6 protein-coding genes and 5 pseudogenes are annotated in these 13,492 nt (G+C 60.3%); 8 read left to right on the top strand and 3 right to left on the bottom strand.

Going from position 1 to position 13,492, the window contains the following annotated elements; genetic code table 11:
- Positions 1 to 761 precede the first annotated feature (761 nt).
- Together EN845_RS33370 and EN845_RS33360 are read left to right on the top strand one after the other, a co-directional pair.
- Positions 762 to 4,133: an autotransporter domain-containing protein gene (locus tag EN845_RS33370; protein ID WP_127310561.1), complete on the top strand. Its 3,372-nt coding sequence runs from the start codon at positions 762 to 764 to the stop codon at positions 4,131 to 4,133.
- Between the two features lie 320 nt (positions 4,134 to 4,453).
- Positions 4,454 to 5,439: pseudogene (locus EN845_RS33360) on the top strand (tyrosine-type recombinase/integrase); the annotation flags it as partial.
- Positions 5,440 to 5,937: 498 nt separating this feature from the next.
- Here EN845_RS33360 and EN845_RS36485 read toward each other — a convergent pair.
- Both EN845_RS36485 and EN845_RS33350 read right to left on the bottom strand, forming a co-directional pair.
- Positions 5,938 to 6,039, bottom strand: coding sequence for a hypothetical protein (locus EN845_RS36485; protein ID WP_245463615.1), 102 nt, complete (start codon positions 6,037 to 6,039; stop codon positions 5,938 to 5,940).
- Positions 6,040 to 6,664: 625 nt separating this feature from the next.
- On the bottom strand, positions 6,665 to 6,895 hold the full coding sequence (locus EN845_RS33350) for a hypothetical protein (RefSeq protein WP_127295339.1): 231 nt from the start codon (positions 6,893 to 6,895) through the stop codon (positions 6,665 to 6,667).
- Between the two features lie 706 nt (positions 6,896 to 7,601).
- On the opposite strand from EN845_RS33350, the gene EN845_RS33345 reads away from it, so the two are divergent.
- The 4 genes and pseudogenes from EN845_RS33345 to EN845_RS36865 all read left to right on the top strand — a co-directional run.
- Positions 7,602 to 9,764 carry a prolyl oligopeptidase family serine peptidase gene (locus EN845_RS33345; protein ID WP_127310559.1) on the top strand — a complete coding sequence of 721 codons (2,163 nt, stop codon included), beginning with the start codon at positions 7,602 to 7,604 and terminating at the stop codon, positions 9,762 to 9,764.
- Between the two features lie 38 nt (positions 9,765 to 9,802).
- Positions 9,803 to 10,501 carry an OmpW family protein gene (locus tag EN845_RS33340; RefSeq protein ID WP_024505687.1) on the top strand — a complete coding sequence of 233 codons (699 nt, stop codon included), beginning with the start codon at positions 9,803 to 9,805 and terminating at the stop codon, positions 10,499 to 10,501.
- Positions 10,502 to 11,065: 564 nt separating this feature from the next.
- Positions 11,066 to 11,299: pseudogene (locus EN845_RS36480) on the top strand (insulinase family protein); the annotation flags it as partial.
- A gap of 652 nt (positions 11,300 to 11,951) precedes the next feature.
- Positions 11,952 to 12,095: pseudogene (locus EN845_RS36865) on the top strand (insulinase family protein); the annotation flags it as partial.
- A gap of 181 nt (positions 12,096 to 12,276) precedes the next feature.
- Here the strand turns inward: EN845_RS36865 and EN845_RS36470 are convergent.
- Complete coding sequence (locus tag EN845_RS36470; RefSeq protein WP_245478315.1) at positions 12,277 to 12,540, bottom strand: hypothetical protein; 264 nt, start codon at positions 12,538 to 12,540, stop codon at positions 12,277 to 12,279.
- A 134-nt stretch (positions 12,541 to 12,674) separates the two neighbouring features.
- Here EN845_RS36470 and EN845_RS36465 point away from each other — a divergent pair.
- Both EN845_RS36465 and EN845_RS33315 read left to right on the top strand, forming a co-directional pair.
- Positions 12,675 to 13,053 (top strand): annotated as a pseudogene (locus EN845_RS36465) (transposase); the annotation flags it as partial.
- A gap of 246 nt (positions 13,054 to 13,299) precedes the next feature.
- Positions 13,300 to 13,492: pseudogene (locus EN845_RS33315) on the top strand (IS5/IS1182 family transposase); the annotation flags it as partial.

The raw sequence follows: 13,492 nt of genomic DNA, 5'->3' as shown, positions 1-13,492 counted from the left end.
GCATCTTCCGCCCATGCCAGCAGCTACGCCGCCAGAGCGTCATCCGCAGCCTGCTTGATCAGCCATTCGATGTGATTTGACCACATCTGCAACACCTCGCGCTTCTCCTTGACGTTGCTATAGAGATCGTAAATTTCGCCAATGTCTCCGGTTCGGGCTCACAGCCCGTCCATATAGCCGCCAGTCTGCTGCCTTCGAGTGGCCCATGTTGGCCGCGGCCAGGAAGTGGCGATGATTGAAAGGACAAAATCAGTTGCCGAAACTCATCGCAGGTGACGGTCTGGTGGCAATTTGGGCACATCTTGTGTCTCGTCGCCAGTAAACACGGATGCCCGGCAGGAGACTGAGCTCGCTGCCGGCGGAAATCGTAGAGCGCCAGCGACGCATTCTGATCTTTCGTCAGGCAGTCGACCGCCTTGGCATACGCCTCGGCCTCCATCTCGATCGACCTGAACCGGTATCTTGTGCGCCATCCGGACGATCTGGGAAAGCTTGGCCGGGCCGGCGCCTTCCCAGGCGCACGGGAAGAGCGACGACCCATGTGGACCTTGGATTTCACTCCGCACTTACGCTGCTTTGGCCTTGTCAGCAGCCTGAGCATAACGCGTGCTCAGCTTTCAGGCCGAGCACTCATCCATTGTTGACAGCATCTGTCGTCATTCAGGATCGCCCCATTCTCGCAGGCCGCTTGCAGCTTTCAGGCTGTTGTCAGCCAGGGCCGCCATAAAGGGTCTCGTTAAACAATTCAGGAGGCCGTTCCAATGATCAATCAGTTTGCGAGACTTTTTCGAGGACCAGGTATGCAGGCTTGTTTCAGGACAAAGAACTTTCTGGCGGCAACCACCGCGATGACGACGGTATTCCTGCCGGCTGTGTCTCTCGGGGTGGGTCTGGTAGCATTTCCAACTGGAGAAGCGTTGGCCGACGACCCGATTTCGATCCCGCTGGAGTATGTCGGGGAAGGCCATGACCGCCTGGGCATCTGGGCCAAGATCAACAATGGCAACGCGCAGCGATACGTATTCGACACGGGCTCGGACCAGCTCAACACGCAGATCGGGTCAGAGGTGACCGGGGTCCGCCCGATTGCCGACACGCCTTACGTATATACGTACGGGGACGGAACGTATGGTAATAAGCTTCAGAACGTGGAAATTGATAAATTTACATATGTCGATCCAGATCAAAAGATAACAATCGACGGGCCGTCTGTAAGCGATAAGAAATACCGGGCTGCTCGCATTCTCGATTTTGTCTATACCCATGCGTATTGCAAGGACAACAATCTTAAGTGCACGCCGGGATCCGTGACGGATGGACTTAAAGATATGTATGGTCAGGATCTCCAAGAACCTTATCACGCCGATAAGGAGCAGCGGGCGAAAATGACCGCTGGCAAGATGGCAGACGAAGGCGGCGATTTCGCAGGTACATTCGGGGCCGGCGATTTTCTTGGCAAGACAAGTGTCTGGGGCATGATGGGCAGTGTCACCAGGTCTGGCTACGTGGTCTCCGCCAATGTGAATCCGGATTCCGAGAGCGACCAAACGCCTGGCTGTTCCCCCTGCACGATTGTCAACCTCAATCCAAGCCTCCGGGCCCAATATACTAATGCCATGCCATGGGGAGAACCCGAGGAAAAAGATCAGGATTCTTATCAGAATTTTCCTGGCTCTGGCGCCAATGCCTCGACCGAATACGAAGGCAGCTACAATCTGCAGTACACGGTTAAGGATGGAGCCCCACCAATCACCGACCCCAACAAGACCGCGGTATTGCTCGACACCGGCACACCGGGCGGTGGCAGTCTGGAGATCAGTGATGCGATGCTGAAGCAATTTCAGGATGCGGGCGTCAAACTTAAAAATGTTCGGAGAAATGAGCAACGCGAGATCGTAAGCGCATCGGGCAACATCCCGAGCGTTACAATCGCAGGAACGGATGGCGATCCGGTAAGGCTGGACAATATCGACTTCACCTACACCAGCGGCACGACGGAACAACCCAATGACCAGACCAGTTTTGTTGCCGGTCTTGACTTCTTCAAAAACAGATCGGTCATTTTCGATCTGGAGAAGAAGTATACCGCTTATACGTCACATTTCGTCACTGCCAGCAACTTCTCTACCGATTCATCCGCACCCGAAGGGACCGGTCTGAGCAGGATCACGACGAGCATGGGGAATGAGGGCGGGTTCGGCATAGCGGGTGTCGTCTCCGGCTCCGGATCGCTGACGCTTGATACAAAGACGGTGGTCCGGATGACGAATGTCAACACCTACACCGGCGAGACGAATATTGCTCAGGATGCCTATCTCTCGCTTGCGGGGCTCGGCAACATCCAACGGTCAGCGAAAGTCGTTGCAGACGGCACGTTCGATATCTCCGAACATGGAAATGGCAGCGACTATTGGGGAATCTCCGACGCCTACAACGATGCCCGTATTCGTAGCCTGAGTGGCAGCGGAACGGTCGAACTGGGCAAGCGTACCCTGGTGCTAACGGCTTCGAACGACACTTTCGCCGGCAGCATCAACGACCTCGACGTTGATAACAATAATATGGGCGGCAAACTATTCGTTGCCGGTGGCGTGCAAACGCTGAGCGGAAAGAACAATTTTTCCGGCATGACGACGGTCGGTTCCGGCGCGGGATTGCTGCTTGCCGATACAGGTGTGCTTTCCCATGATGCGACCACGTCCGGCTTTCTCGGGAATGACGGGCAGATCGGGGGCACGGCTATCGCAAACAGCGGCGGTGTCGTCGCAGGCGGCGGCACCTACGGTGCGGTCACCATTTCCGAGGGCGGCACGGTCGCTCCTGGCAGTGCGACCGATCCGAGCAGGATCGTCACCACACTGACTGTCACGGGCGATTTCGCGCAGCAGTCCGGATCGATCTATCAGGTCGACCTCGCAAGGTCGTCCGATCTCATCGATGTTGGCGGAGCAGCGGCGATCGACAGCGGCGCGCAGATCGAGCTGCTGCGGCAGGGAACGCTATCGGTCGATGCCCGATATACTCTGCTCTCCGCAGCAGGCGGCGTAAGCGGCACCTATGGCGGGCTGACGGGGGCTCTGGCGACAGACGCGACGCCCTTCGTCGATTTCCAGCTCGTCTACGATGCCAACAATGTCTATCTCGATATCAGCCGCACATCGACGGCATTTGCCGATGTAGCCAGCACCTTCAATCAACGCTCGGTCGCCGCAGCGGCTCAGGCGCTTGGAAGCGGTAATCCGATCCAGGACAACATCCTGTTCCTGACGGCGCCGGAAGCCCGCAACGCTTTCGATATGCTATCAGGCGAGGTTCATGCTTCCATTCATAGCGGCCTCATCGAGGACAGTCATTCTGTACGCGATGCCGCGAGCGAACGGATCCGTGCGGCGTTCGACGGCGTCGGTGCCTCCAGCGTTCCGGTGATGACTTATGGGCTGGGTGGTCTGGAACTGGCCCCGGCAACGAGTGAGAATTTCGCCGTATGGGGCCGTGGCTTCGGCGCCTGGGGTCATCTCGACAGCGACGGCAATGCCGCCGGTCTCGATCACTCGACAGGCGGCTTTCTGGCTGGCGGTGACGCGGCTGTCGGCGAAAGCTGGCGGCTCGGCCTCATCAGCGGCTACAGCCATACCTCCTTGGAGGCGGACGATCGCGCGTCGTCGGGCTCGAGCGAGAATTACCATCTCGGTCTTGTTGCCGGCACGCAAAACGGCAATCTCGGTTTTCGTTCCGGCCTTGCCTATACCTGGCACAGCATCGAGACCGGCAGGTCCGTGGTCTTTCCAGGCTTCGCCGACAGCCTTTCGGCCGATTACGACGCCGGCACGTTCCAGGCCTTTGGCGAGCTCGGCTACCGTATCAATACGGCTTCGGCTTCCTTCGAGCCCTACGCTAATCTCGCTTATGTGAATTTTGACGCCGATGGCTTCACCGAGAAGGGCGGCGCAGCCGCCTTGTCGAGCGGGGATCGCTCGAGCGACACGGCGTTTACCACGCTAGGTCTGCGTGCGTCGACGGTACTGACCCTCGGCCGGATACCGCTCTTGCCTTTGCTGGCGGTTCCTCCTTCGCCATCAAGGGCGTGCCGATCGCAAAGAACGCAGCTCTGCTCGAAGCTGGGCTGGACGTAAACATCACCGAGAACGCGACGTTCGGCATCGCCTATCAGGGACAGATCGCCTCGGATGCCCAGACACACGGGTTCAGCGCCAAGCTCGGCGTCCGTTTCTAAATCACCCGCAAAAGAGATTGGTTATGAAGTCAGTGAGTGCATTTTCTTTTACCGTCGTTCTCGGCTCAGCGACGGTGATGTCTGTGTCCGCCGCGCGAACGGACGATGCCTGCTACAACAAGGCACAAAGCCTATGATGACGCAATGTTCAATCGACGACCTGAAGCCAGTCGATGGCGAGCTTGACAAGCTCTACAAGGAGATGGAGACCCGGCTCAAAGAGTCCCGGCGCATGTCCAGGAACTGGTCGAGACCGCGAGGGGCTACAACGCCACCTCGGAGAACACGCGCGACGCCTACCCCAAGGATTGGCGGCATTTTTCCTCCTGGTGCCGGCGCGCTGGCTTCGATCCCCTGCCTCCGGGCTCGAAGGTGATCAGGCTCAATATCAGCGCCTGTGCCTTGGGCACCGCCGCCGGCGATCCGAAGCGTGGCGCCCCTGCCCTTTCGGTTGCGACCATCGAGCGGCGGCTTTCCGGCCTCGCCTGGAACTTTACCCAGCGCGGCCGGCCGTTGGACCACGCGGAGCGGCATATCTATACGGTTCTTGCCGGCATTCGCCGCGCAAGCACGCAAAAGCCACCGCGGCAGAAAGAGGCGGTCCTGGCGATGATCGCCACGCTCGGCCACGACCTCAGGTGCCTACGCGACCGCGCTATTTTGCTCCTGGGCTGTGGCGGCGGCCTGCGGCGCTCCGAGATCGTCGGTCTCGACGTCATGCGCGACGACAACAGCGATGGCGCCGGCTGGATCGAGATTTTTGACGGCAAGGGCTGCTGGTCACCCTGCGCGGCAAGACCGGCTGGCGCGAGGTCGAGGTCGGCCGCGGCTCCAGCGACCACACCTACCCCGTAGTCGCGCTCGAGAGCTGGATCCGCTTTGGCCGCATCGCACGTGGACCCCTGTTCCGCCGCATTTTCAAGGACAACAAGACCGTCGACGTCGAACGGCTCTCCGACAAGCACGTCGCCCGCCTGGTCAAGCAGGTGACGATCGCCGCCGGCCTCCCCTCCGATCTCCCGGAAGGGTAACGGGCGCTGCTGTTCTCGGGCCAGTCGCTGCGCGCCGGACTTGCCTCGTCGGCCGACGTCGAGGAGCGTTACGTGCAGAAGCAGCTCGGCCATGCCTCGGCCGAGATGACCCGCAAATATCAGCGGAGGCGCGGCAGATTCCGGACCAACCTCACCAAGGCGTCCGGGCTCTGAGAAACCCCTCCCCTCCCTCGGTTGGTCGCTAGGTCGTGGGGGTCAGGTTCTTTGAGTGATGACAACACCTCGTCGAGCACAGCGAACGCTGCGTCCAGACTGTCGGCGGCCGACGCTTCGTAGTCAGGGCATGATCATCAGCTGTGCAATGGCGCGGCCGACGAATTCATTGGTGAGTTTTTCCATCCGCTGTCTGGTTCGAGCGACCTGTTCTGGGAGCGCACGCAGAGCGTTGACGACCTCGTCCAATTGCGACCGGGCTGCGGCGGCGATGTCGAAGATGTCGCGCGGGTTGGCTTCCGAAATCCCCGGTAATAGACCTTCTTGGCGATGATTTCCGGGATGGTCTCGAGCCGCACGGTCCTGCCTTCCACCACGCGGGTCTAGAACGGCTTCGTTGTTAGCGCTCCGGCAACGATGAAGTCGATTTCGCCAACGTCTTCGAAGGCGAATTTCTGGAACCGAAGCCCGTCCCCCAAATAGTCGGACGGCATCGTTTCAAAGTGCAGGTGGCTTTTGGGATGGTCGATGACCGAGCAATTGAGGGTCGTCGAGGAAAATATCGATGTCGTGGCTTTCACGATGGCCGATCTGGATCATCATAGCCGTTCCGCCGCCAAATGACCATTCAAAGTCGTAGCCCCGGCATTCCCGCGAAGCTGGCCGATCAGGTCGATATAATACGAAAAAGCCGCCGCCATTCGGACGGGCGTCGGCTATCATGTCCAGCCATTACGCGGCGAGCGTATAGCTTTCGCCGGACCAGGCAGAGAACTTGGCGGCAAAAGCCTTCATCTCGTCGACCGAATGTGGTGCGCGGTTGCGAACTCGACTTGCTGGGCCAGTCACGAGAACTGCAGGCACGACTGTGCCCCCTTGCCCGCCCCCACGGACGTCCAAACATGCAATTTGGCAAAGCACCGGCGCCGAAGCCACCCGACCTCGATGACGCCATTTCGTCGAAGCATGTGTCGTCGGCACTGTGCAGGGCAGAAGCAGGCTGTCGGTCCCGCGCAGCGACAGCAAGCGCGGCCTGAGCATGCGAAGGGAGTCGCTTTGATAGGAGTACCCGGCTGGGTTCCGTTCAGGACGTTCCCTGAAGACTTGGTGGCGTGGCGGTGGCTTCGACGCTGGTGGTGGGCAGGTTGTCGTAGCCCGGGTGCAATAAGCTTAGTCATCTAGGTCTCCTGGGGGAAATTTCCGCCATTGGGGGCCAAGTTTCACGCTATGCCAGCCCGTAGTTGTACAGGTGAAGCCGACTGGTCAGTGGACCGCAAAACGAAAGGCGCGCCGCTTCTCTTTGGTGATGCTCGCGCCGCGCTTTCTTCGCTGACGGTATGGAGATGAAGCGCGGCATGCCCCTGTAGCAGCCGATTTCACAACCAGACTTGCGTCCGCACTGCCCCTGTTGCTGCGGCATACCAATGCGTGGCGTCAGGAAGACTTCGTCGACCATTAGCCGTCTCGCTGAGATACTACCGAGCCCGAGCTCCCCTATCCTAGACCCTCGTATCGCATATCGGACGGCCCCACATCAGCCCAAGTTGCCATGGGGACCAGCCCCATGCGTTCGCCCGAATGCAGCTTCCTGGCTTGATCGACAGCAATCCAGGCGACGGTGCAGGCCAAGATTGCGGCAGGGCTTGGGCAACCATCAGGTCGCCCAAGGGGTGCCCCACCCTTCTCCTCAGAACTCAGCTGCTTCCAGCTGGCGGCTGAAACTCACAGGCGCAGCCAGCTTGGTCTCTAACCGCATCGATCGCATCATGGTGTCTGCGATGAATCCGTGTGCGTGAAGCGCTCCAGAGCGAAGATGTTGGGCGTCAACCAGGTTCACCAATGAGCTTCACTGCTCGAGTTCTGCACGGTGTCACCGCCTGGCGCCGGAGGTTGATCGGTGATTAGGAGGAGCACTCGTTGTCGGATTCTCGACGATGTCGGACATGTGACACAACGCTTCCAGAGCGATCGCATTGTTCCGAAACGATTTTCCCAGTTGGCACGACGGTTGCGGTCCTATGCGCAAAAGCACTGCGATGCCGCACCGACTGAAAGAACTCATCAATGATCACGCTTTTCGAACATGTGGGCGCCGCTACCAGCACTGAGCGTTCCCGAGCCGACGGAAGCCTCTATCCCTTCTTTCTGAAGGCTGTCCGGACATGAACGCATTTGATGTCCGTCCAACGCTGGATGCTCCCGACGACGATCCCTATGTCTGGCTTGAAGATGTAGAGGGCGAGCGGGCACTTGCCTGGGCCGCCGGCCAATCGGCAAGGACTCTCAAGCACTTCGGTGGAACGCAGTTCGAGCGCGACCGCGCGGCTCTGACAGCCATTTTCGACAATCGCGACAATCTTCCCCTGATCGCGCGCCGTAGTCAGTACCTCTACAATTACTGGCGAGATGACGGTAATCCACGCGGACTGTGGCGCCGGACCACCCTTGCCGCCTACATGAAGGCGGATCCCCAATGGGAGCTACTGCTCGATCTGGATGCTCTCGCGGCTAGCGACGGAGAGGACTGGATCTGGGACGGCGCGTCCATCGAGCCGGAGAGACGGGAAAGAGCCGTTCTGCGCCTGTCGCGCGGCGGCAGCGACGCGGTCGTGCATCGCGAATTCGACCTGATCTCTCTGAGCTTTGTCGCCGACGGCTTCAACCTCCCCGAGGCCAAAGGCTACGTTAATTGGCTGGACCCTGACACGCTTCTGCTTTCCAGTGCGCTTGGTAATGGCATGGCCACCCGCTCCGGCTATGCGCGCACCGTTCGACTGTGGAAGCGTGACGCGGATCCCCTCACCACGCCGGCAATCTTCGAGGCCGGGTTCGAAAGCTTCCAAGTCTCTGGTCATTCGGACCGCACCGGCCGCAGCGAGCGCCTTTGGTTCATCGAGCAGCCGGCCTTCTTCGAGAAGATCAGCTGGATCGGCGATAGGAGCGGGCCGAGGAGGCAGATCGATCTTCCTCGCGACGCGTCGTGGCGGGTCTTCGGCGACTGGCTGGCGGTAAGGCCGCGCAAGCCCTGGACGGTGGGAGGCACCACCCATCCCGCCGACGCGCTGATCGTCATCTCGCTTTCCTCTTTCCTCGCTGGCGGACGCCGTTTTGAGACCCTGTTTCAACCAGGGGAAAGGCGCTCCATGCAGTCATTCTTCTGGAATGACGGGAAGCTCATTATCTCTTACCTCGTCAATCTCGCACCGCGTTTCGAGATGTTCACTCCCGGCCACCAGGAATGGACGCGCCGAGTCCTGAACACCCTGCCCGCCGAAGGTACTGTCGACGTCTGGTCATTCGATGCGGCAGTTCACGAGACCAATGGAGAGGTCCTGATCTGTGCTCAGGATCCGATCACGCCGCCGCAGCTCTTGCTGTTCGATCTGAATGCCGCGCCGTCTCTCAGCGCTTCAGCAATCCTGAAGCGCAGCCCGGAGAATTTCGATGCATCCGGACTGGTGGTCACGCGCCACGAGGCAGTCTCTATCGATCATGAGCTGATCCCCTATACGCAGGTTGGTCCGGCGAACGGGAACGGAGATGCTCCGATTCACCTTTCCGCTTATGGCGGGTTCGGCGTATCACTCCTGCCCTACTACAACTCCCCGCTGGGCAAGCTGTGGCTCGAGCGCGGCGGCACGTGTGTCGAGGCGAACATCCGCGGCGGCGGCGAGTTCGGCACCCGCTGGCACGAAGCCGGGCGCAGGGAGGGCAAGCGTCTCGCCCATGACGATTTCGCCGCCGTTGCCGCCGACCTCGTGCGAAGGGGCATCACCCTGCCGAGGCGGATTGCCGCCGAGGGTGGCTCAAATGGCGGCCTGCTGATCGCAAACATGCTGACCCGCTATCCTGAGCATTTCGGGGCTCTGTTCTGCACAGCACCGCTTATCGACATGCGTCGCTACACCAAGCTCTTGGCGGGCGCGAGCTGGATCGACGAATATGGCGATCCGGACAAGGTTCACGATTGGGCTTTCCTGAAGGAAATCTCCGCCTATCACGCCGCAGCGCCGGGACAGCCCTATCCGCCTATCCTGATCGCCACCACGAAACGCGACGACCGCGTCCATCCGGGCCATGCGCGCAAGATGGCCGCAAAACTGCAGGCTCTTGGCTATCCCGCTTACTTCTACGAGGCCAGCGCAGGCGGGCACGGCTGCGGCGAGGACAATCGGGAGCAAGCCGCATTCATCAGTCTAGGCACCAATTTTCTCCGCAGCGCAATCGGCTTCAACGATCACCTTCCGGAGACGGCGGAACGCGTTGCAACGCAAGAGGGGCATTTGAGGTCCATCAACAATTCATTCGAGCAGGAGACGAAATAGTGCAGTGCATCCTTTCTGAACATCAAGGAGTGAATCTCATGGCGAGAACGCGAATGGGCGTAGCGCGGGCAACAGCAGCGGCGGTGGCCCTGATCATGGTGGGACAGCAGGCCGTCGCCGCGGAGCCTGCGCAAGCAGAGACCGTCCTGGCGGAGACGGGAGCCTCGGTCACCGAAGCGCCAATCCCTTGGCAGGTCCGCCTGCGGGCGTTGGGCGTCGTTACGAAAGATCTGGGCTACGTTGATACGCTTCCCGGCTCCGGTCTTTCGTATTCGGACACGGTGACGCCGGAACTCGATATCTCGTATTTCTTCACCGACAACATCGCCGCCGAACTCATACTCGGTACCACTTATGCCAACATCGCGGGCCAAGGGACGATCGGAGGGTTGGGCAACATCGGCAAAGTTTGGCTGCTGCCGCCGACGCTCACGTTGCAGTACCATTTTACCGATCTCGGCGCGTTCAAGCCTTATGTCGGCGCCGGCGTGAACTACACGATCTTCTACAACCAGGACACTGGCAGCGCTGATGCTCTCAAGGTGAAGAACACGTTCGGCACGGCGCTGCAGGTCGGATTCGACTACATGGTGGACCAGCACTGGGGCCTCAACTTCGACGTGAAGAAGCTTTTCCTGAAGCCGGACTTCGACGTCACGGTGGCCGGCGCGAAGCTGACGGGGAAGGCGGAGCTCGATCCCTGGCTGATAGGCGCAGGTGTCACCTACCGCTTTTGAATATCAGAGTGAAGTCTGCTTCCCGACTGCCGGTTTAAATGAAGGGCGCCTCGCGCGCCCTTTTTTACGGTCGACACTGCAGGGCGAAACCTCATGAAGCCGATTGTCGAGAGGGCGGGGCTCTCTTCCGGCGGACCAAGAAGGTGAACTGGCCAGCTGGCCCCGCGCCTGAGATGGAGTGCTCAGAAGCGCTTTGAATCGGGACGGGCTTTGGTATTGTGGGTGGAATGCTTCAGCCAGACTATTTGCCAGCATCGTCTCCCGGACGTCATGTCTGAGCTTCGTGTCAGCGCAAGGCGAACACGCGGCTCCTAGATGCCGACACGATGGCTGGTTCAGCCATACTGCGACAGTTGCCTGTTTTTTCGGTTCTTTGCTGTTCGTGCGCTAACCGCAACGCTCCATACTAGTCTCGCGTGCCTGTCCCCGTGGGGTGCGCGCCAGAAAGCGATTAGGCCCGCTGAAAGCGGCGGACCGCATCCGAAGGGCTGTAGCGAAGGGAAGGACCTGAAGCGAGACTGTCGGGCGAATTGAGAAACTGGCCCCCCCCGCATCGTCAAATACGGTGTGACAGGTGACGAGCTGGAAGGCCAAGAGCCGCTGTGTCCGCTCGCTGATCTTCGGCGGCGACAAGCAGTACCATGTGGCCGAGGTGTATGGCTTGCCACCGGCGGCACCGTGCAGGACGTCGAGGAATGGCCGGACCGCATCCGCAAGGTCACCGCCGATCAGGTGACGGCGGTCGCCGCCCGCTTTCACGCGCTCGACCATTCGAGCACCGGCTATCTCTTGCCCGAGGGAGAATTGATTGTTGAAAACCAATGCTGTGGCGTCGTCGCACAGGCGCGCTCCCCTCGGAGACGGGAGGGCAGCGCGCCTCGCCATGCCGCTGGCGACACCCTTCTCCTCGCGATTTCGTTCCTCATCCTGCCGGCGCTCAACGCCTGAACATCGAAGAGGTGAAATCTGAAAAAGGCTTCGACGCTTGGCTGGTGAAGGACCGCACGACGCCGATCACTGCCATTCACTTCGGCGCTTCGACCAGGAGCCGATCGACCGCACCCGGCGCCCAGGCCCTCTCCGCCATCATCCCAATAAGCGCCACCCCGAGGCGATCGCCGAGCACAAATGCTGCCCGCGATCTACGGCACACATCCCTATTCCAGGTCGCACGAAGGCACCAAAGAGGGCTTCGCTGGGCATGACACCGGCCGATCTCAACTCCTGCCACAAGGCCACTTTTGCCCGTGACGGCCTAGTGAGGGCCTGCATGTGGCGGTGGTTGGCGACATTGATGCGAAAACGCTGCGTATAAAACTCACCAGCTGTTCGGCGATTTGCTTGAGAGGCAGACGCTCGCCTCCGTCGCCGATGTCGATCCCAAGCTCGGCGAGCAGGTGACGGTCGCTACGACCTGCCGCAGACGTTGCTGCAGTTGGCTTATCCCGGCGTGAAGCGTAGCGCGCCAGATTTCTACGCCGCAGAGCTGCTGAACGAAATCCTCGGCGGCTCGCCCGTCACATTGCGCCTGTGGGAGGATGTGCGCGAACAGCGCGGCTTGACCTATGGCGCCTCTTCCAGCTTGGTCGACCACCAGCATTCCAACGCGCTGCAGGCTAGGACGGCAACACGTTCGGACAGGGCGGCCGGGACGCTGGCCTGTGCACAAGGTGGTGAAGCAGATGGCGGACGAGGGGCTGACCGAGGCCGACCTCGAGGCGAGCAAGAAATATCTGACGGGCGCCTACCGGCCGAGATATTCCCGGGAGGCCATGTCATGTCGGTTGGGTCGTCCGGCGGACGGGAAAAGGGCGATTTTCGGGATACCCTCCCATCCGACGCCGAGTTCCCAGGGCACCCACCGACTCTTTCTGTTCTTGCTCGCCAGCAGAACGAGCCGTTTGCTCTGACGAATGAGGGTCTTCAGCCGCGACGCCGTCTTCTCTGTAGTGCAAGGCGGCATTTCGAACCGCCTGCACCAGCGCAAGGATCGCCTTTTCATCCCCGGCAGCGCTCAGTTTATTCAGTTCCTCGTCCATCGGCCGATGCGCGGCCGGGCCGCTTGCCAGCAGGTAAGAGCCTAGTGGTTTACGCCTGTCATAAGAGTCCGGCTGGGGATTCCCCTTTTGCGAGTGCGCATGCGAGTCTGGCGCATGCCGCATCCGACCATCGCGCTACGGATGCGGCCGCCTATGAAGGAGCCAGGCTGCGCGAAGGCCTGCTGACAAGACCAACACCTCGAAGAGCGTATGGGCCGACACCGCCTACAGATCGGCGGCCAACGAGATCTCCATGGAGAAGCAAGGCTTCGTTAGCCGGGTCCACCGCAAGAAGCCCAAGAGCAGGCTGATGCCCGAAACCACCCGGCGCGCCAACAACATCAAGTCGAAGGTCCGTTCGCGCGTCGAGCATGTCTTCTCCGGCAGAAGAGCCGTATGGGGCTGTTCATCCGAACCATCGGCATCGCGCGGGCCACGACGAAGATCGGCATGGCCAATCTCGCATACAACATAAAGCGCCTGAACTACCTGGAGCGCATAGCTGCCGCATGAACACTACCCCCCGAAAGAGCCAAAGGCCTCGGCGAAAGCCGAGAAATTGCCGCCGCTTGAATACCGTCGGCCGTGAACTATCCGCAAGCCATTGATCTGGCCTGTTGATTGAGGCGGATAGCGTCTTTTGAATTGCAGGATTAGCGGTATTTGGACGCTGTTTTCCTGCAATTCGGTTTTGCGATTCCCTTGTGCTGCGGAGCGTGATTCACTCGGTTCGGCGGCGGCGAATCGAGGGGACGGCGAATGTCCAGGCCACGCGAGAAGCGCGAGACGGGAGAGCAGGACCTGTTCCGCTCCAGGCTCGATCAGATCATCAACATGAAGCACGAGCTGGTGCGGCTGGCGCAGGCGATCGACTGGCCGGTGCTGGAGGAGCGTTTCGGCGCCGTCTATTCGGACGGCCCCGGCATGCCGCCGCTGCCGACCCGGCTGATGG

It is taken from the genome of Mesorhizobium sp. M8A.F.Ca.ET.202.01.1.1 (assembly GCF_004791595.1).
GTDB lineage: Bacteria > Pseudomonadota > Alphaproteobacteria > Rhizobiales > Rhizobiaceae > Mesorhizobium.
Note: the sequence above shows the minus strand (reverse complement) of the source record. Positions and strands in the feature narration are given on the sequence as shown.

Bases quoted from the DNA above. Each gene is read 5' to 3' on its own strand.
- EN845_RS33370 (WP_127310561.1), top strand. From the start codon at position 762: ATGATCAATCAGTTTGCGAGACTTTTTCGAGGACCAGGTATGCAGGCT.
- EN845_RS36485 (WP_245463615.1), bottom strand. From the start codon at position 6,039: ATGATCCAGATCGGCCATCGTGAAAGCCACGACATCGATATTTTCCTC.
- EN845_RS33350 (WP_127295339.1), bottom strand. From the start codon at position 6,895: ATGGTCGACGAAGTCTTCCTGACGCCACGCATTGGTATGCCGCAGCAA.
- EN845_RS33345 (WP_127310559.1), top strand. From the start codon at position 7,602: ATGAACGCATTTGATGTCCGTCCAACGCTGGATGCTCCCGACGACGAT.
- EN845_RS33340 (WP_024505687.1), top strand. From the start codon at position 9,803: ATGGCGAGAACGCGAATGGGCGTAGCGCGGGCAACAGCAGCGGCGGTG.
- EN845_RS36470 (WP_245478315.1), bottom strand. From the start codon at position 12,540: ATGGACGAGGAACTGAATAAACTGAGCGCTGCCGGGGATGAAAAGGCG.